Raw genomic sequence first — 17708 nt, 5'->3', positions numbered from 1 at the left:
ATGCCACACCTTTCCCGGGCGGTCACACTGGCCACTTTGGCCTCTCCGGGAGACTGGACCGTGACTGCCCGCCTCTGAGCGACAACGGTCGGCCGCCACGCGTTGTCGCTCAGAGGCGGGCAATTCGCCATATGCCTCCGCCGCCGTGACCGGCGTGGCCGCTGTGACTCACCTCAGGGCAGCAGCACCACCGAGCCCGCCGTCTTGCGGCCCTGCAGGTCCCGGTGGGCGCGGGCCGCTTCGGCCAGCGGGTAACGCCCGCCCACCTCGACGCTGATGTCCGCGCCGGCGATCGCGGCGAACAATTCCTCTGCCCGCCAACTGAATTCCTGCCCGGTACGAACGAAATGCGCCAGCGACGGCCGGGTCAAGAACACCGAGCCGGCCGCGTTGAGGCGCTGCGGGTCGAACGGCGGAACGGGTCCGCTGGCCGCGCCGAACAGCGCCAGCGTGCCCCGGATGTCCAGGCTGGCCAGGCTGGCGTCGAAGGTCGTGGCGCCCACGCCGTCATACACCACGGCGACCCCGGCGCCGTCGGTCAGCGAGCGGATGCGCCGGCCGAACGCTTCGGCGTCGTCGGGGTAGGGCAGCACCTCGGCGGCGCCCGCCTGCCGGGACAGCCGCTCCTTCTCCGGGGTCGACACCGTGGTGATCACCCGCGCCCCGAGCAGGTGAGCCCACTGCGTCAGGATCAGCCCCACCCCGCCCGCACCGGCGTGCACCAGCACCGTCTCGCCCGCCTGCACCGGGTACACCGACTTCAGCAGGTAGTGGGCGGTCAGCCCCTTCAGCAGGGCCGAGGCCGCCACCTCGGCGCTCACGCCGTCGGGCACCTCAGCGGTCAAATGCGCTGGGGCCGTTGCATACTCGGCATATCCGCCGGAGGCCGCCGCGCTGACCACGCGGTCACCCACGCCCAACCCGTCGACGCCGTCGCTGAGGGCCTCCACGGTGCCGGCCAGCTCCGAGCCGAGGATGAACGGCAACTCCCGCGGATAGTGCCCGGAGCGGAAATACGTGTCGATGTAATTGACGCCGATGGCCTCGGCCTTGATCAGCACCTCGCCCGGCCCGGGGGTGGGCACGGGCGCATCGACGTAGCGCAGCACCTCGGGGCCACCGGTCTCGCCGACTTCGATTGCGTGCATCTGCTTATCATGCCCAGGCAATGAAACTTGCTCGCCCGGACCTCTTCCACCCCCGCATCGTGCTGGCGGGGTCGGACGGTGACGCCGCCGCGACGGCGGACGACGCCGGTCTGGTGGGCGCGCTGCGTCGGCGCGGTCTGCACGCGCGCCGGCTGCCCTGGGACGACCCGGACACCGCCGGCGCGGATCTGGTGATACTGCGAAGCGACGCCGGCACCCGGGATCGGCGCGATGAGTTCCTGGCCTGGACCCGGCGCGTCAGCCACCTGCTCAACCCGCCCGCCGCGGTGGCCTGGAACCTCGATGAGCGGTACCTGCGCGACCTCGACGACGCCGGCGTGCCGACGACCCCGCGCGGCACAGCGCCGGAGGCGTCGTTGATCTTTCTGGGCGGCGAGCAGTCGCACGCCTGGCCGGTCGAGCCTGAGTTCGAATCGTGGGACCTCGGCTACGCCGCGATCGCCGCGGCGGCCGGGCGCGCCGGCATCGCCGCGGGGGAGTTGCTCTACGCGCGCGCCGACGTGGCCGGCGACCGGCTGCTGGCGCTGGACCTGGTCGCGCCGTCGTTGGGCTGGCGGCGGCTGGACACCGCGGCGCGCGACCTCGCCCAGCGCCGGTTCGCGCTGGCGGTGGAGTCAGCCTGCGACCGGCTCGGGCTCGGCCCGCTCTCGCATCGAGGCCCATAGCGCCGCGGTGGCCGCCGTGCACGCCGCGGCCCCCGCCACGTGCAGCGCGACCAGCGCGGCAGGAACGCCGGTGTAGTACTGCGCCGTCCCGACGGCGGCCTGGGCGAACACCAGCACCAGCAGTGCCGCGAGCCGCGACAGCACGGGTCGCGCGGCGCGCACGGCCAGCAGCCCGAATCCCAGCCCTACCAGCAGCGCCAGGTAGGCGATCAACAGCGACGAGTGCAGGTGCACCAGGGTGTCGACCTCGACCCTGAGCCGCGGGACCGTCCGGGTGGGGCTGCGATCACCCGCATGCGGGCCTGCGGCCGTCACCAGCGTGCCGGTGACCAGCACCGCGGCCAGGTTCAGCGCGGACAGCGCGGTCAGCGCGCGCAGCGGCCCGACCACGCGACGGCCCGGTACTCCGTCGTCGGGCTCGCCGACCTTCACGTAGAGCAGCACCGACAGCCACACCATCGTCATCGACGTGAGCAGGTGGATGGCCACCGTCCACCACAGCAGCCCGGTGCGCACGGTGATGCCGCCGATCACCGCCTGCACGACCGTGGACACCGGCATCAGCCAGGCGTAGACCAGCACCTCGCGCCGACGCCGCGCCCGGGTCACGGCCAGCACGGCCAGCGCGGCCGTGACCACCACGGCGAAGGTGATCATCCGATTGCCGAACTCGACGGCCTGATGGATGCGTGGCACCTCGGCGTGGGCCACCGGAACGAAGCTGCCCGGGAAGCACTGCGGCCAGGTGGGGCAACCCAGGCCCGACGCGGTGACGCGGACGACCGCGCCGGTGACGGCGATGCCGCCCTGGGTGATGATCACCAGCGCCGCGATGGCCCGCTGCACGCCCACGCTGGGCTTGGGAAGCAGGTCCACCACCCGCATCAGCATCCGTCCGACGGCCACCGCCCGATCGTAGGCCAATGAAAACTACGGTCTGTAGTACGGGCCGGGCGCCGGCCGTGGAGGCTGCGGTCGAGGCGCCGACCACGCCCATGGCGGCGATCTCGCCGCATCGACTACGTGAAGCGGAACCAGCGCAGCGCGCCCAGCGCGCCGATAGCGCCCCATGCCGTCAGGACGGCCACCCCGAACCAGTCCACCGACATCGTCATCGCCTGCGAGAGCGCCTCGGTAAGCGCGCCGGACGGGGTCAGCCGGGCGGCCAGCTTGACCGCCGTCGGGGTTATCCCGGTTTCCAGGGTGAGCGCGCCCAGGCCGGCGAAGACGAACCACATCAGGTTGGCGACAGCGAGGACGATCTCGGCGCGCAGCGTCCCGCCCAACAGCAGTCCCAGCGCCGCAAAAACGACGGTGCCCAGCGCGATCACCGCCGCGCCCATCGCCAGGGCCGCGGGAGTAGGTCGCCAGCCCAGCGCAAAACCGATGGCGCCCAACAGAATTGCTTGCAAAAACACCACGGTGACCACGGCCAGCGACTTCCCCGCGATGATGCCCCACACCGGCAGCGGGGTGGCCCCGAGCCGCTTGAGCGCGCCGTAGCGCCGATCGAAGGCGACTGCGATCGCCTGCCCGGTGAACGCCGTCGAAATCACCGCCAGCGCCATGATGACCGGGGTGAAGGTCGCCGCGCGGTGCTGGCCGAACGAGCCGAGCGGCAACAGGGTGAGCCCGACCAGCAGCGTGATTGGGATGAACATGGTCAGCAGCAACTGTTCGCCGTTGCGTAGCAACAGCTTGAGCTCCAAGCCGAATTGAGCGGCAAGCATTTTCGGCACCGCGCTCGGCCGCGGATCCGGAGCGAAGGTGCCCGCGGGGAACAGCGTTTTGTCCGTCAAGGCCGTAACTTCCTGCCGGTGAGGTCGAGGAACACATCCTCGAGACTGCGTTGCTCGACGCGCATGTCGGTGGCCAGTACGTCGATCCGCGCGCACCACGCCGTGACGGTGGCCAGCACCTGCGGGTCGACGTGCCCCTCCACCAGGTACTCGCCCGGCGTCACTTCGGTGGCCTTGTAGTCCTCCGGCAGAGCGGCGGACAACAGCGACAGATCGAGGCGTGGCGGCGCGCTGAACCGCAGCTGGTCCTTCGCCCCGCTGCGCATCAGCTCCGTCGGCGTGCCGGAGGCCACGGTGGCCCCGTGGTCGATGATCACCAGCCGGTCGGCCAGCTCCTCGGCCTCCTTGAGCTGGTGCGTGGTCAGCAGCACCGTAACGCCGTCGCGGCGCAGGGCGTCGATCAGCTCCCAGACCAGCAGCCGGGCGTGGGCGTCCATGCCCGCGGTGGGCTCGTCGAGGAACACCAGTTCGGGGCGACCGACCAGGGCGCAGGCGAGCGCCAGCCGCTGCTGCTGGCCGCCGGACAGGCGCCGGTAGGTGGTGCGGGCGGCGTCGGTGAGGCCCAGCGTGTCCAGCAGCCACGCCGGGTCCAGCGGGTCGGCGGCGTAGGAGGCGACCAGGCCGAGCATCTCTCCCGCCCGGGCCGCGGGGTAACCACCGCCGCCCTGCAGCATCACCCCGATGCGCGCCCGCAGCCGCGCGTTGTCGGCGATCGGGTCCAGGCCGAGCACCTCGATCGAGCCGGCGTCCGGGCGCACGAAGCCCTCGCACATCTCAACCGTCGTGGTTTTCCCGGCGCCGTTGGGGCCGAGCAGCGCCAGCACCTCGGCGGCGTGCACCTCGAGGTCGAGGTTGGCGACGGCCTCGACGGCCGTCGCACCGGATCCGTATTTCTTGGTGACCCCGCGCAGGCGCACCACTGCGCCGGAGGATTCGCGGACGGGAAAGGCCGAGCTCACGTGGAATCAGCGTAGGCGTCACGCGCCGGCGCCGGCCTAGGGGTCGACGGCGGCGCCGTCGCATCGGCGGCGGGTTGGCCGTCGGCGTCGGCGCCCAGGCGCGGCGTGCGGCGCCACGGCAGGCGGGGGTAGGTCAGCGCGATGAGCGCGACAACGATGACGGTGCTGGCCAGCGTGGCGTCGATGATCTGGAACAGCGCGAACCGGTCGCCGTTGGCGGTCGGGCCGAAGATCCCGACGACCAGGCTGACCACGATGGCCGCCACCCGGAATCCGGTGCGGGTCGCCCAGGCGGCCAGCGGGACGATGGCCCACAGCAGATACCAGGGCTGCACGACGGGGAACAGCAGCACGGTGATGCCCAGCGCGACGCCGAGCCCGCCGATCGGGTGCAGGCGGCCGCGGAAGACGGCCAGTAGCAACCAGGCCACCAGGACCGTGATGATCAGCACGCCGATCGCGCGGGTCAGCCCCAGCACCGCGGTGGTGTGATCACCCAGGCCCAGCAGGATGCCGACCTGTCCGGTGCCGAGCGCCAGCAGCGTCGGCGGCGACATCCAGCTGCGCACCACGTTGGCCGTGCCAAGCGTGTAGACCCAGCCGAAGCCCAGGCCGCTGGCCCAGCCCACCAGCGCCATCACCGCCAGCGACAACGCCGCCATGCCGCCGCCCGCCAGCAGCAGGGCGCGCAGCGTGCCGCCGCAGCGGTAGGCCAGCGCCATCGTGACGAAGCCCAGCGCCAGCAGCGACGGCAGCTTCACCTGCGACGACAGCACGATCAGCACGGCGCCGGCCATCAGCATCCCCAGCGGTTCCCAGTCCGGGCCCAGCCGCCGCCACGACGCGGGCAGCAGTTGCGGCGCGTCGATGCCGCGCAACGCGAATTCGGCCCCGGCCAGCATCAGGCCCAGCATCAGCGCCTCGTTGTGCACGCCGGCCACCAGATGCATGATCAGCAGCGGGTTGGCGGCCCCCAGCCACAGCGCGCTGACCTCGGCGACGCCGCAGCGCCGGGCCAGCCGCGGTGTCGCCCAGACGATCAGTGCCACGCCCAGCAGCTCCACCAGCCGGTGGCACAGCACGGCGGCGACGATGTTTTCCCCGGTGATCGCCGAGATGCCGCGCCCGATCCACAAGAACAGCGGTCCATAGGGTGCGGGTGTCTCGCGCCACAGCGTCGGCACCGACAGCGTGAAGATGTGGGACAGGCCCAGCCCCGAGGCCGGGCCCACCCGGTAGGGGTCCAGGCCCTGCAGCGAGATCTGGCTCTGCGCCAGGTAGGAGTAGACGTCCTTGCTGTACATCGGCGGGGCGATCAACAGGGGCAGCACCCACAGCAGCAAGGTGCGGTCCAGCTCGCCGCGCGACATCCGGCGGCGTCCCAGCGCGAACCGGCCCAGCATCAGCCAGGCCAGCGCCATGATGACCGCGCCGGTGGTCGTCATGGTCAAGGACACCGTCTGGATCCGCGACGGCAGGTTGAGCAGCCGGACCCCGAAGGTGGGGTCCTGTACCACGGGCCGGGCGCCGGCGCCGAGCGCGCCGATCGCCATCACCATGGTGCCGGTCGCGCCGAAGAGGCGGGTGCGGCGCAGCGCGGTGAGCTCGGTATTGTTCAGCGGCGAGCCCACTGCCTGCTCGTCGCCGTGCAGACTCGCGATCGATGAGCTCAGCGTGTGGTGGCGGGCTGCCATCAGAGCAGCGTAGCCCCCGCGAGGTGACGCGCAGCGCGCCCGCTGTGAGCAGCGCAACGCCAGCACAGGGCACCCTTGGTAGACCGATCCCAGGAATTGCGTCACACTGGTGTTGTGAAAATCCGAACCAGCCTTGATGGCGCCGCCGTGGGCGGAGTCGTCGCGGACGTCGGCGCGCCGGTGCCGGATGGTCACACCCGCCGCGCGATCGTGCGCCTGCTGCTGGAATCCGGATCTATCACCGCCGGCGAGATCGGTGACCGGCTGGGCCTGGCCGCCGCCGGCGTGCGCCGCCACCTCGACGCCCTGGTCGAGGCCGGTGACGCCGAGTCCGCGGCGGCCGCGGCGTGGCAGCAGGCGGGACGCGGGCGTCCCGCCAAGCGCTATCGGCTGACCGCGGCCGGGCGGGCCAAGCTCGACCACGCCTACGACGACCTGGCGGCGGCGGCCATGCGCCAGCTGCGCGAGATCGGGGGTGACGAGGCGGTGCAGGCCTTCGCCCGGCAGCGCATCGACGCCATCCTGGCCGACGTTCCGGCGGCCGACAGCGCGGCGGATACCGACGTCGAGGCGACGGCGGGCCGGATCGCCGCCGCCCTGACCAAAGCCGGCTACGTCACCACCACCACGCAGGTCGGCGGGCCGATCCACGGCGTGCAGATCTGCCAGCACCACTGCCCGGTATCGCATGTCGCCGAGGAATTCCCCGAGTTGTGCGACGCCGAACAGCAGGCCATGGCCGAGGTGCTGGGCACCCACGTCCAGCGGTTGGCGACCATCGTCAACGGCGACTGCGCCTGCACCACCCACGTACCCCTGACCCAGGCGCCCAGCCCGCGCCACATGACCGACACCACGAGCACCGAAGGAGCGTCTCGATGACACTCACCCCCGAGGCCAGCACGACGGCCACCGCGCCGCTGACTCAGGAAGAGGCGATCGCCTCCCTGGGGCGGTACGGCTACGGCTGGTCCGACTCCGACGTCGCCGGGGCCAGCGCCCAGCGTGGCCTGTCCGAGGCCGTCGTCCGCGACATCTCGGCGAAGAAGAACGAGCCCGAGTGGATGCTGCGGACCCGGCTCAAGGCGCTGCGCATCTTCGATCGCAAGCCGATGCCGAACTGGGGCTCGAACCTGAAGGGCATCGACTTCGACAACATCAAGTACTTCGTGCGCTCCACCGAGAAGCAGGCCGCCACCTGGGATGACCTGCCCGAGGACATCCGCAACACCTATGACCGGCTGGGTATCCCGGAGGCCGAGAAGCAGCGGTTGGTCGCCGGCGTCGCCGCGCAGTACGAATCCGAGGTGGTCTACCACCAGATCCGCGAGGACCTGGAGGCCCAGGGCGTCATCTTCCTGGACACCGACACCGGCCTGCGCGAACACCCCGAGATCTTCCAGGAGTACTTCGGCACCGTGATCCCGGCCGGGGACAACAAGTTCTCGGCGCTGAACACCGCGGTGTGGAGCGGCGGCTCGTTCATCTACGTCCCGAAGGGCGTGCACGTCGACATCCCGCTGCAGGCCTACTTCCGGATCAACACCGAGAACATGGGCCAGTTCGAGCGGACGCTGATCATCGCCGACGAGGGCTCCTACGTGCACTACGTCGAAGGCTGTACCGCGCCCATCTACAAGTCGGATTCGCTGCACTCGGCGGTGGTCGAGATCATCGTGAAACCCCATGCGCGCGTTCGCTACACGACGATCCAGAACTGGTCGAGCAACGTCTACAACCTGGTCACCAAGCGGGCCCGCGCCGAGGCAGGCGCCACCATGGAGTGGGTCGACGGGAACATCGGATCGAAGGTCACGATGAAGTATCCGGCGGTCTGGATGACCGGCGAGCACGCCAAGGGCGAGGTGCTCTCGGTGGCGTTCGCCGGCGAGGACCAGCACCAGGACACCGGCGCGAAGATGCTGCACCTGGCGCCCAACACGTCGAGCAACATCGTGTCCAAGTCGGTGGCGCGCGGCGGTGGCCGCACTTCCTACCGCGGCCTGGTGCAGGTGAACAAGGGCGCGCACGGGTCGCGGTCGTCCGTGAAATGCGATGCGCTGCTTGTGGATACGATCAGCCGCAGCGACACCTACCCCTACGTCGACATCCGCGAGGACGACGTCACCATGGGCCACGAGGCCACCGTGTCCAAGGTCAGCGAGAACCAGTTGTTCTACCTGATGAGCCGTGGCCTGACCGAGGACGAGGCGATGGCCATGGTGGTGCGCGGCTTCGTCGAGCCGATCGCCAAAGAGCTGCCGATGGAGTACGCGCTGGAGCTCAACCGGCTGATCGAGCTGCAGATGGAAGGCGCGGTCGGCTAGTGACAAACCTGACCGAGGCGGTCGAGGGCTCGTCCCTCACCGCCGCCAACAAGGGGGAGCTGTTCGCCTCGTTCGACGTGGAGGCGTTCGAGGTCCCGCACGGCCGCGACGAGATCTGGCGGTTCACCCCGCTGCGCCGGCTGCGCGGCCTGCATGACGGCTCCGCGCCCGCCACCGGCACGGCCGAGATCAGCGTCAGCGACCACCCCGGCGTGCGCGTCGAGACCGTGCGCCGCGGCGACGAGCGCCTGGGGCGGGGTGGTGCCCCCACCGATCGGGTTGCGGCCCAAGCATTTTCGTCGTTCAACTCGGCGACCGTGATCACCGTCGAGCGTGAGACCCGCATCGACGGGCCGATCGGTGTCAGCGTCACCGGCCCCGGTAAGGGCGCGGTGGCTTACGGGCACTTGCAGATTCGGGTGTCCGAGCTCGCCGAGGCGGTCGTCGTCATCGACCACCGGGGCAGCGGAACCCTGGCCGACAACGTCGAATTCGTCGTCGACGACGCGGCCCGCCTCACCGTGGTGTGGCTCGCCGACTGGGCCGACGACGCCGTGCACGTCAGCATGCACCACGCCAAGCTGGGCAAGGACGCGGTGCTGCGCCACGTCGCCGTCACGCTCGGCGGCGAGGTGGTGCGCATGACGGCCAACGTGCGCTACCTGGGCCCCGGCGGCGACGCCGAGCTGCTCGGCCTGTACTTCGCCGACGACGGGCAGCACCTGGAGTCGCGGCTGCTGGTGGATCACGCCCAGCCCAACTGCACGTCGAACGTGCTGTACAAGGGTGCGCTGCAAGGGGATCCGGACTCCGCGCTGCCCGATGCACACACCGTGTGGATCGGCGACGTGTTGATCCGGGCGGAAGCCACCGACACCGACACCTTCGAAGTGAACCGCAACCTGGTGCTCACCGACGGTGCGCGCGCCGACTCGGTGCCCAACCTGGAGATCGAGACGGGCGAGATCATCGGTGCCGGGCACGCCAGTGCCACCGGGCGTTTCGACGACGAGCAACTGTTCTACCTACGCTCCCGCGGCATCCCCGAGGAGCAGGCGCGCCGCCTGGTGATCCGCGGCTTCTTCGCCGAAATCATCTCCAAGATCGCGGTGCCCGAGATACGGGAACGCCTGACCGCTGCCATCGAACACGAACTGGCCTTCACGGAAAAGACGGAAACCACAGCATCATGACCACTCTGGAAATCAAGGACCTGCACGTCAGCGTCGTCAACCCGAACGCCGCCGAGTCCGAGCGCGAAATCCCCATCCTCAACGGCGTCGACCTGACGGTGAAATCCGGTGAGACACATGCCTTGATGGGCCCCAACGGGTCGGGCAAGTCGACGCTGTCCTACGCCATCGCCGGCCATCCGAAGTACACGGTGACCTCGGGCTCGATCACGCTGGACGGTCAGGACGTGCTGTCGATGAGCATCGACGAGCGCGCCCGGGCCGGAATCTTCTTGGCCATGCAGTATCCCGTCGAGGTGCCCGGCGTCTCGGTGTCGAACTTCTTGCGTTCGGCGGCGACCGCGGTGCGCGGCGAGGCCCCGAAACTGCGGCACTGGGTCAAAGAGGTCAAGGCCGCGATGGGCTCGCTGGAGATCGACTCGGCGTTCGCCGAGCGCAGCGTCAACGAGGGCTTCTCCGGCGGCGAGAAGAAGCGCCACGAGATTTTGCAGCTGGAACTGCTCAGGCCCAAGATCGCCATCCTCGACGAGACCGACTCCGGCCTCGACGTCGACGCGCTGCGGGTGGTCAGCGAGGGCGTCAACCGCTACGCCGAATCCGAGCACGGGGGCATCCTGCTGATCACGCACTACACCCGCATCCTGCGCTACATCCACCCGGAATACGTGCACGTGTTCGTCGGCGGGCGGATCGCCGAGTCCGGTGGCCCGGAGCTGGCCGACGAGCTCGAGCAGAACGGCTACGTCCGCTTCTCCCAGACCAATGGCGGCGACCCGCAGCACCTGGCCTCGCCGCACTCGCGATCGCCGCGAGCGGCCGCCGCAGGAGCGTAAGCATGACCGGCTCCGTGACACCCCTGGATGTCGCGGCCATCCGTGCCGACTTCCCGATCCTCAAGCGCGTCATGCGCAGCGGAAACCCGTTGGCGTACCTGGACTCCGGCGCGACGTCGCAGCGGCCGCTGCAGGTCCTCGACGCCGAGCGGGAGTTCCTGCTGACCTCCAACGGCGCCGTGCACCGCGGCGCGCACCAGCTGATGGAGGAGGCCACCGACGCCTACGAGCAGGGCCGCGCCGACATCGCCGCGTTCGTCGGCGCGGACGCGCACGAACTGGTATTCACCAAGAACGCCACCGAGGCACTCAATCTGGTGTCATATGTGTTGGGGGACAGGCGTTTCGATCGAGCCGTCGGGCCCGGCGACATCATCGTCACCACCGAGCTCGAGCACCACGCCAACCTGGTCCCGTGGCAAGAGCTCGCCCGGCGCACCGGGGCTACCCTGCGCTGGTACGGCGCGACGGACGACGGGCGCATCGACCTCGACTCGCTCGAGCTCGACGAACGCGTCAAAGTTGTGGCCTTCACCCATCATTCGAACGTAACCGGCGCGCTGGCCCCGGTGGCAGAGCTGGTGAGCCGGGCCCGGGCAGTGGGCGCGCTGACCGTGCTGGACGCCTGCCAGTCGGTGCCGCACCAGCCCGCCGACTTCCACGCGCTGGACGTGGACTTCGCCGCGTTCTCCGGCCATAAGATGCTTGGCCCCAACGGCATCGGCGTCCTGTATGCACGCTACGAGGTGCTGTCGGCCCTGCCGCCGTTTCTGACCGGCGGCTCGATGATCGAGGCCGTGACCATGGAGGCGTCCAGCTACGCGGCGCCCCCGCAGCGGTTCGAGGCCGGCACCCCGATGACGTCGCAGGTGGTCGGCTTGGGCGCGGCCACCCGCTACCTCGGTGCCCTCGGCATGGCGGCCGTGCAGGCGCACGAGCACCAACTGGTCGCCGCGACCATCGAGGGCCTGTCCGGCATCGAGGCGGTGCGTCTCATCGGGCCGGTGACCATGGAGAACCGCGCCTCGCCGGTGTCGTTCGTCGTCGACGGCGTGCACGCGCACGACGTCGGGCAGGTGCTCGACGACGAGGGCGTCGCGGTGCGCGTGGGGCATCACTGCGCCATGCCGCTGCACCGCCGGTTCGGCGTGGCGGCCACGGCTCGGGCGTCCTTCGGGGTGTACAACACCGCCGAGGAGGTCGAGCGTTTGGTGGCCGGCGTGCGACGCGCCCTGGATTTCTTTGGAAGAGGCTGACATTGCGTCTCGAGCAGATGTATCAGGACGTGATCCTGGATCACTACAAGCGCCCGCAGCACCGCGGGCTGCGGGAGCCGTTCGGCGCCGAGGTCTACCACGTCAACCCCGTCTGCGGTGACGAGGTCACGCTGCGCGTCGCGCTGTCCGAGGACGGCGAAACGGTCGCCGACGTGTCCTACGACGGACAGGGCTGCTCGATCAGCCAGGCGGCCACGTCGGTGCTCACCGACCAGGTGATCGGGCACAGCGTGGGCGACGCGCTCAAGACGGTCACCGCCTTCACCGAGATGGTGTCCTCGCGCGGCGCCGTCGAGGGCGACGAGGAAGTGCTGGGCGACGGGATCGCGTTCGCCGGGGTGGCCAAGTACCCGGCGCGGGTGAAATGCGCGCTGTTGGGGTGGATGGCGTTCAAAGATGCTTTGGCCAAGGCATATTCAGGCCAGGAAGTGGACTTCGAGGAGGCTGCAGATGAGCGAAACCACCGCGCGGGATGACGAATTCCTCGCCGACCTCGAGGAGGCGATGCGTGACGTCGTCGACCCCGAACTCGGTATCAACGTCGTCGACCTGGGCCTCGTCTACGGGCTGAACGTCGAGGCGGGCGACGAGGGCACCGTGGCCCTGATCGACATGACGTTGACGTCGGCGGCCTGTCCGCTGACCGATGTCATCGAAGACCAGTCCCGCAGCGCCCTGGTGGGGGCCGGCCTCGTCGACGACCTGCGGATCAACTGGGTGTGGAACCCGCCGTGGGGTCCGGACAAGATCACCGAGGACGGCCGCGAACAGCTGCGTGCCCTCGGCTTCACCGTCTGAGTCGGGCTTTCCGCTGGCCGTGCGCCGCGTCCCCTGGCCTAAAGGTGGAGCCTAAAGGTGGATGTGCGGGAGGTGCGGCAGGTGCAGGTGGTGCGGGTGCCCCATCGGCGGGCACGTCTCGACACTGATCATCGCCGCGTGTAAGACGACGCCATCCTGATTCCCTTGGGCCCCAATGCATCTGCCGTTTGTGATCGCCTGGGCGTCCGAGGGCGTCTGGCGCTGATATGAGGTCGAGCCGGCGACGGTCACGTCGGTGGAGGCGCCCGGACCGCCGGGGCCCAGGCCACTGACGGCGATGGTGTTGCCCGACACCGAGGACACGGTGCCGTAGAAGCCGGCCGGTGGCGGGCACCTGCCGTCCGCGGACTGGGTGACCGTCACCGCTTGCGCGGTGATCGCGCCGGGGGGCGGCGCGCTCTGCGGGGTGGCTTTGACGTTCACACAGCTCCCGGGCGTCACATCGGCAAGCTTCGCCGGGGTGACGTCCATGACCCTGGTCTGTGGCGTGTAGTCCACGGTCGCGGAGCCGGTCCGCGTCCGAAGCGCGATCGTCTGACCCGAATTCGACCGCACCATGCCCTCGACATAGTCCTTGCCGACCGGAGGCGGCGGGGGCGCAGGCGGTGGTGCCGCGCTGGGTGCCGCGCGCGGCGGGGAGGCCGGTGGCGCGCCGGCGGTCGGCGCGTCGTGCGAGGAGCCGCACATGGCCGCGCACACCGCGACGAAAGCAACGACTACGCCGAGCGCGATCTGCGTGCGCCGGGTCGGCACAGATAAGGCAGGCAGGGGTCTCGTCTCCGATCACATCTTTCGCCGTCGTCAAGGACGGCGCCCGCAGGGCGCGGTTTGCACGCCGCGCCCCGCGGGAATGACGGCAACCTCAGTCAGCCGGGCTCAGCCACCCTGGCCGGGTTGCTTGGGCTTGCCGCATTTACCGTCGACCGCCTGACGCAGCTTGATGCTCGTCGCCTGCAGCGCGCCGGCGTTGTCCTGAGTGCCGCGCGCCATCAGGCATTTGCCCGGTGTGATCGCATCGGTCTTGGCCGCCGCCTGCTTGGTGTACTTGGTCTTGTCATCGACCGTCACGGTCGTTTGCGTGGTGTTCCCGCTGGCATCGGTGTTGGTCAGGTTGATCGTGTTGCCGGACACCGACGCCACCGAGCCGCGGACCCAGGCCGGCTTCGCGGGCGCGGGCGACGGCGGGAGAGACGGCGGCGTGGTGGTCGAAGCGCCGGACTCGGACTGCGGCGGCTTCGGGCAGGCGCCGTTGACGGACTCGCTGATCTTCACCGACGCGGCGGTCACCGGCTGGCCCGGTGCCGAACCCTCCGCCGGCTTCACCGCGACGCAGCTGCCCGGGGTGACGTCCGGCAGCCCGGCGGGGACGGCCTCGGTGATCTTGGTGGTCGAGGTGAAGTTGACCGACGCCGTGGCGTTGTCTTCCTTGGTGACCTGAATGGAGTTGCCCGCCACCGACGCGATCAGGCCGCTGACCCGTGCTTCGGCGTTGGGGGTGGACGACGTGGTCGTCGACGTGACGGTGGACGTCGAGGTCGAGGTCGACGTCGAACTGGAATTGTTCGAAGAACCGCAGGCGGACAGGGACAACGCGGCGGCGCCCGCCACGGCGAGTGCCGCTACGCGGGTGAACCGGGGCGTTTGACAGCTGGCAGACATCAACGTTTCTCCATTCGTCGGTTTGAGCCAACGCACTGGTTTCCCCGTTTGAACTGTGGCTAACCTGTGTATCGGCCGCCCTCAGAATGCCTCTTCGGCCACCTTCATGACGCCGTCGTCGACGGCCTCGACGACGCCGCGCAGCGAGGTCAGCTGCGGCAGCATGTTCTTGGCGAAGAACCCCGCGGTCGCGATCTTGCCCCGATAGAACGCCTCGTCGCGGCCCGCGCCATCGGCCAGCGCGCGGGTGGCGACGTCGGCCTGTACCAGCAACCGCCAGCCGATCAACAGGTCGCCGACCGCGAGCAGGTAACGCACCGAGGCCAGCCCCACCTTGTAGATCTCGGCCGGGTGTTGCGCCGCGGACATCAGATATCCGGTCAGCGCGCCCGTCATCGCCGTCACGTCGTCGTAGGCGGTCTGCACCGACTGGGCGATCGGCTTGACCGCCTCGTCGCAGTTGTCGATGGCCGCGGTGATCTGGGTCGTCAGGAACTGCAGCGCCTGGCCGCGGTCGCGCACGATTTTGCGGAAGAAGAAGTCGAGCGCCTGGATGGCGGTGGTGCCCTCGTACAGCGAGTCGATCTTGGAATCGCGGATGTACTGCTCGAGCGGGTAGTCGGTCAGGAAGCCGGAACCGCCCAGCGTCTGCAGCGACTCGGTCAGCACCTCGTAGGCCCGCTCCGAGCTGACCCCCTTGACGACCGGCAGCAGCAGATCGTCGATGCGGTGCGCCATCTCGTGATCGGCGCCCGAAACCTGTTGCGCCACAGCGTCATCCTGGTGTGCGGCGGCATACATGTAGAGCGCGCGCAGCCCCTCGGCGTACGCCTTCTGCCTCATCAAACTGCGACGCACGTCGGGATGATGGATGATGGTGACCCGCGGCGCGGTCTTGTCCGACATCTGCGTCAGGTCCGCGCCCTGCACCCGCTCCTTGGCGAAGGCCAGCGCGTTCAGATAACCCGTGGACAGCGTGCCGGTGGCTTTGACGCCGATCGTCATGCGCGCGTGCTCGATCACGGTGAACATCTGCGCGATGCCCTTGTGCACGTCGCCGACCAGGTAACCGACGGCGGGCACATCCGTTGCGCCGAAAGTCAATTCGCATGTGGGGGAGGACTTGATCCCCATCTTGTGTTCCACCCCGGTGACGTAAACCCCGTTGCGGGGGCCGAGTTCCAGGGTGTCCGGGTCGAACAGGAAGTTGGGCACGTAGAACAGGCTCAGGCCCTTGGTGCCTGGGCCGGCGCCCTCGGGACGGGCCAGCACCAGATGGAAGATGTTCTCGGCGGTTTCGCCCACGTCGCCGCCGGAGATGAAGCGCTTGACGCCCTCGATGTGCCAGGTGCCGTCGGGTTGTTCGACGGCTTTGGCGCGCCCGGCGCCGACGTCGGAGCCCGCGTCGGGCTCGGTGAGCACCATGGTGGCCGCCCAGCCGCGCTCCACACCCTGGGCGGCCCAACGACGCTGCTGCTCGTTGCCCTCGACGTACAGGGCCTGCGCCATGAACGGGCCCAGGTTGAAGAAGTTCGCCGAGGGGTTGGCGCAGATCAGCATTTCGTTGACCGCCCATGCCAGCGGCGGCGGGGCCGGCATGCCGCCGATCTCTTCCGCCATGCCCAGCCGCCACCAGCCGGCTTCTTTGATCGCCGCCACCGTTTTGACCAACTCGTCGGGCACGGTGATTTTGTGCTCGGCCGGGTCGAATACCGGCGGATTGCGGTCGGCGAACGCGAACGATTCGGCCACCGGGCCTTCGGCGAGGCGCGCGGCTTCGGCCAGAATCGTGCGGACCGTGTCCTCGTCGAGGTCGCTGTAGCTGCCGGCGCCCAGCACCGCGCCGATGTCGAGAACTTCGAAGAGGTTGAACTCGATATCTCGGACGTTAGCGATGTAGTGGCCCAACGCGATTTCCTCACTGGTCCTCGAGGCGGTGGATCGTCAGGCCCAGTCTGTCCGACGCGGGAAAACGTACGCAACCGTAACCAGCGGGGATGGGGGACGGCGCGCCGCGGGGAACATCGTGCCGGACCCGGGCGTTGGAGCACATGTGACAACACTCGATCTCACCGGCGCGAAATTCAACGAAACCATCGAGGGCAACGACATCGTGCTCGTCGACTTCTGGGCGTCCTGGTGCGGTCCGTGCCGGCAGTTCGGCCCCACTTTCGCGGCGTCGTCGGAGAAGCACCCCGACATCGTGCACGCCAAAGTCGACACCGAGGCCGAGCAGGAGCTGGCCGCGGCCGCCCAGATCCAGTCCATCCCCACGCTGATGGCCTTCAAGCAGGGCAAATTGCTGTTCAACCAGCCGGGGGCCCTGCCGCCGGCCGCCCTGGAGGATCTGGTGCAGCAGGTCCGCGCGTTCGACGTTTCGGAGGTCTGAGCCGCCCGGGCCGGGCCGGCCGATCAGCCGCGTACCGCGCTGCGCGCGAGACCACGTTCGGCCAGGCGCTAGGTTGCATGGGTGAGCTTGGTATTGCTGGATCAGCCGCGGCCCGGCGTCGCGCTGATCACCCTGAATCGGCCCGAGCGGATGAACTCCATGGCGTTCGACGTCATGATTCCGCTCAGAGAGGCCCTCGACAAAGTCACCCACGACAACTCGGTGCGGGTGGTGGTGCTGACCGGCGCGGGCCGCGGCTTCTCCTCGGGCGCCGATCACAAGTCCGCGGGCTCGGTACCCCACGTCGAGGGGCTGACCCGCCCCACCTATGCGCTGCGGTCCATGGAGATCCTCGACGAGGTCATTCTGGCGCTGCGCCGGCTGCACCAGCCGGTGATCGCCGCGGTGAACGGTCCCGCCATCGGCGGTGGGCTGTGCCTGGCCCTGGCCGCCGACATCCGGGTGGCCTCGACCAGCGCATACTTTCGCGCCGCCGGCATCAACAACGGGCTGACGGCCAGCGAGCTGGGCCTGTCCTACCTGCTGCCGCGGGCGATCGGCGCGTCCCGCGCGTTCGAGATCATGCTTACGGGTCGCGACGTCACCGCCGAGGAGGCCGAACGCATCGGGCTGGTCTCCTGCCAGGTGCCCGAGGAGCAGCTGCTGGACACCTGCTACGCGATCGCCGCGCGCATAGCGGCCTTCTCGCGGCCCGGAGTCGAGTTGACCAAGCGCACGCTGTGGAGTGGACTGGACGCCGGTAGCCTGGAAGGGCACATGCAAGCCGAGGGCTTGGGACAGCTTTTCGTCCGTCTGCTCACCGCCAACTTCGAAGAAGCGGTTGTCGCGCGCGCAGAACGACGACCACCGGTGTTCACCGACGACAAATAGGCGTCTTTTCCACGTCTTTTCAGAGGAGAGCGAT

The 17708-nt window shown here is 69.4% G+C and carries 18 protein-coding genes; 10 read left to right on the top strand and 8 right to left on the bottom strand.

Annotated elements, in window-relative coordinates; genetic code table 11:
- Nucleotides 1–173 precede the first annotated feature (173 nt).
- A complete protein-coding gene (locus OQ789_RS15300) occupies nucleotides 174–1148 on the bottom strand; it encodes a quinone oxidoreductase (protein ID WP_324686804.1) in 975 nt (324 codons plus the stop codon).
- Between the two features lie 20 nt (nucleotides 1149–1168).
- Here OQ789_RS15300 and OQ789_RS15295 point away from each other — a divergent pair, with 20 nt between their 5' ends.
- Nucleotides 1169–1834 (top strand): hypothetical protein, encoded by a 666-nt coding sequence (locus tag OQ789_RS15295; RefSeq protein ID WP_324686802.1) that lies wholly within the window; start codon nucleotides 1169–1171, stop codon nucleotides 1832–1834.
- Here the strand turns inward: OQ789_RS15295 and OQ789_RS15290 are convergent.
- The 4 genes from OQ789_RS15290 to mptB all read right to left on the bottom strand — a co-directional run bounded on the left by OQ789_RS15290 (nucleotide 1784) and on the right by mptB (nucleotide 6286).
- Nucleotides 1784–2758, bottom strand: coding sequence for a COX15/CtaA family protein (locus OQ789_RS15290; RefSeq protein WP_420716121.1), 975 nt, complete (start codon nucleotides 2756–2758; stop codon nucleotides 1784–1786). The genes OQ789_RS15295 and OQ789_RS15290 overlap by 51 nt on opposite strands.
- Nucleotides 2759–2853: 95 nt before the next feature.
- Nucleotides 2854–3633: an ABC transporter permease gene (locus tag OQ789_RS15285; protein WP_324686800.1), complete on the bottom strand. Its 780-nt coding sequence runs from the start codon at nucleotides 3631–3633 to the stop codon at nucleotides 2854–2856.
- On the bottom strand, nucleotides 3630–4553 hold the full coding sequence (locus OQ789_RS15280; protein ID WP_324686924.1) for an ABC transporter ATP-binding protein: 924 nt from the start codon (nucleotides 4551–4553) through the stop codon (nucleotides 3630–3632). The genes OQ789_RS15285 and OQ789_RS15280 overlap by 4 nt, the downstream gene beginning before the upstream one ends.
- A gap of 35 nt (nucleotides 4554–4588) precedes the next feature.
- Nucleotides 4589–6286, bottom strand: a complete 1698-nt coding sequence (gene mptB, locus OQ789_RS15275) for a polyprenol phosphomannose-dependent alpha 1,6 mannosyltransferase MptB (RefSeq protein WP_324686799.1) — start codon at nucleotides 6284–6286, stop codon at nucleotides 4589–4591.
- 75 nt (nucleotides 6287–6361) lie between these two features.
- On the opposite strand from mptB, the gene OQ789_RS15270 reads away from it, so the two are divergent.
- Genes OQ789_RS15270 through OQ789_RS15240 form a run of 7 tightly spaced genes read left to right on the top strand, consistent with a single transcriptional unit; the run spans nucleotide 6362 to nucleotide 12714 of the window.
- Nucleotides 6362–7168 carry a metalloregulator ArsR/SmtB family transcription factor gene (locus tag OQ789_RS15270; RefSeq protein ID WP_324686798.1) on the top strand — a complete coding sequence of 269 codons (807 nt, stop codon included), beginning with the start codon at nucleotides 6362–6364 and terminating at the stop codon, nucleotides 7166–7168.
- Nucleotides 7165–8613, top strand: a complete 1449-nt coding sequence (gene sufB, locus OQ789_RS15265) for a Fe-S cluster assembly protein SufB (RefSeq protein WP_324686797.1) — start codon at nucleotides 7165–7167, stop codon at nucleotides 8611–8613. The genes OQ789_RS15270 and sufB overlap by 4 nt, the downstream gene beginning before the upstream one ends.
- Nucleotides 8613–9806: a Fe-S cluster assembly protein SufD gene (sufD, locus tag OQ789_RS15260; RefSeq protein ID WP_324686796.1), complete on the top strand. Its 1194-nt coding sequence runs from the start codon at nucleotides 8613–8615 to the stop codon at nucleotides 9804–9806. The genes sufB and sufD overlap by 1 nt, the downstream gene beginning before the upstream one ends.
- Nucleotides 9803–10639 (top strand): Fe-S cluster assembly ATPase SufC, encoded by an 837-nt coding sequence (sufC, locus tag OQ789_RS15255; protein ID WP_324686794.1) that lies wholly within the window; start codon nucleotides 9803–9805, stop codon nucleotides 10637–10639. The genes sufD and sufC overlap by 4 nt, the downstream gene beginning before the upstream one ends.
- A gap of 2 nt (nucleotides 10640–10641) precedes the next feature.
- A complete protein-coding gene (locus OQ789_RS15250; RefSeq protein ID WP_324686793.1) occupies nucleotides 10642–11895 on the top strand; it encodes a cysteine desulfurase in 1254 nt (417 codons plus the stop codon).
- Complete coding sequence (gene sufU, locus OQ789_RS15245; protein WP_324686923.1) at nucleotides 11892–12392, top strand: Fe-S cluster assembly sulfur transfer protein SufU; 501 nt, start codon at nucleotides 11892–11894, stop codon at nucleotides 12390–12392. The genes OQ789_RS15250 and sufU overlap by 4 nt, the downstream gene beginning before the upstream one ends.
- Nucleotides 12367–12714 carry a metal-sulfur cluster assembly factor gene (locus OQ789_RS15240; RefSeq protein WP_324686792.1) on the top strand — a complete coding sequence of 116 codons (348 nt, stop codon included), beginning with the start codon at nucleotides 12367–12369 and terminating at the stop codon, nucleotides 12712–12714. The genes sufU and OQ789_RS15240 overlap by 26 nt, the downstream gene beginning before the upstream one ends.
- A 51-nt stretch (nucleotides 12715–12765) precedes the next feature.
- Here the strand turns inward: OQ789_RS15240 and OQ789_RS15235 are convergent, their stop codons facing one another.
- The 3 genes from OQ789_RS15235 to OQ789_RS15225 form a co-directional block, all read right to left on the bottom strand.
- The gene (locus tag OQ789_RS15235; RefSeq protein WP_324686791.1) at nucleotides 12766–13488 is read right to left on the bottom strand and encodes a DUF5666 domain-containing protein; all 723 of its coding nucleotides are present in this window, start codon (nucleotides 13486–13488) and stop codon (nucleotides 12766–12768) included.
- 123 nt (nucleotides 13489–13611) lie between these two features.
- Complete coding sequence (locus OQ789_RS15230; protein WP_324686790.1) at nucleotides 13612–14394, bottom strand: DUF5666 domain-containing protein; 783 nt, start codon at nucleotides 14392–14394, stop codon at nucleotides 13612–13614.
- 81 nt (nucleotides 14395–14475) lie between these two features.
- Complete coding sequence (locus tag OQ789_RS15225) at nucleotides 14476–16302, bottom strand: acyl-CoA dehydrogenase (protein WP_324686789.1); 1827 nt, start codon at nucleotides 16300–16302, stop codon at nucleotides 14476–14478.
- A 145-nt stretch (nucleotides 16303–16447) separates the two neighbouring features.
- Between OQ789_RS15225 and trxA the strand changes: the two genes are divergently transcribed.
- Together trxA and OQ789_RS15215 are read left to right on the top strand one after the other, a co-directional pair.
- The gene (gene trxA / locus OQ789_RS15220) at nucleotides 16448–16783 is read left to right on the top strand and encodes a thioredoxin (protein WP_324686788.1); all 336 of its coding nucleotides are present in this window, start codon (nucleotides 16448–16450) and stop codon (nucleotides 16781–16783) included.
- 81 nt (nucleotides 16784–16864) lie between these two features.
- Entirely contained in the window at nucleotides 16865–17674 is an 810-nt protein-coding gene (locus tag OQ789_RS15215; RefSeq protein WP_324686787.1) for an enoyl-CoA hydratase, read from the top strand.
- Nucleotides 17675–17708: the final 34 nt, after the last annotated feature.

Source organism: Mycobacterium sp. 94-17, assembly GCF_035617725.1.
Lineage (GTDB): Bacteria > Actinomycetota > Actinomycetes > Mycobacteriales > Mycobacteriaceae > Mycobacterium.
The sequence above is the reverse complement of the archived record's forward strand: the minus strand, read 5'-3'. Positions and strand labels throughout refer to the sequence as shown.

Bases quoted from the DNA above. Each gene is read 5' to 3' on its own strand.
- OQ789_RS15300 (WP_324686804.1), bottom strand. From the start codon at position 1,148: ATGCACGCAATCGAAGTCGGCGAGACCGGTGGCCCCGAGGTGCTGCGC.
- OQ789_RS15295 (WP_324686802.1), top strand. From the start codon at position 1,169: ATGAAACTTGCTCGCCCGGACCTCTTCCACCCCCGCATCGTGCTGGCG.
- mptB (WP_324686799.1), bottom strand. From the start codon at position 6,286: ATGGCAGCCCGCCACCACACGCTGAGCTCATCGATCGCGAGTCTGCAC.
- sufB (WP_324686797.1), top strand. From the start codon at position 7,165: ATGACACTCACCCCCGAGGCCAGCACGACGGCCACCGCGCCGCTGACT.
- sufC (WP_324686794.1), top strand. From the start codon at position 9,803: ATGACCACTCTGGAAATCAAGGACCTGCACGTCAGCGTCGTCAACCCG.
- OQ789_RS15250 (WP_324686793.1), top strand. From the start codon at position 10,642: ATGACCGGCTCCGTGACACCCCTGGATGTCGCGGCCATCCGTGCCGAC.
- OQ789_RS15240 (WP_324686792.1), top strand. From the start codon at position 12,367: ATGAGCGAAACCACCGCGCGGGATGACGAATTCCTCGCCGACCTCGAG.
- OQ789_RS15230 (WP_324686790.1), bottom strand. From the start codon at position 14,394: ATGTCTGCCAGCTGTCAAACGCCCCGGTTCACCCGCGTAGCGGCACTC.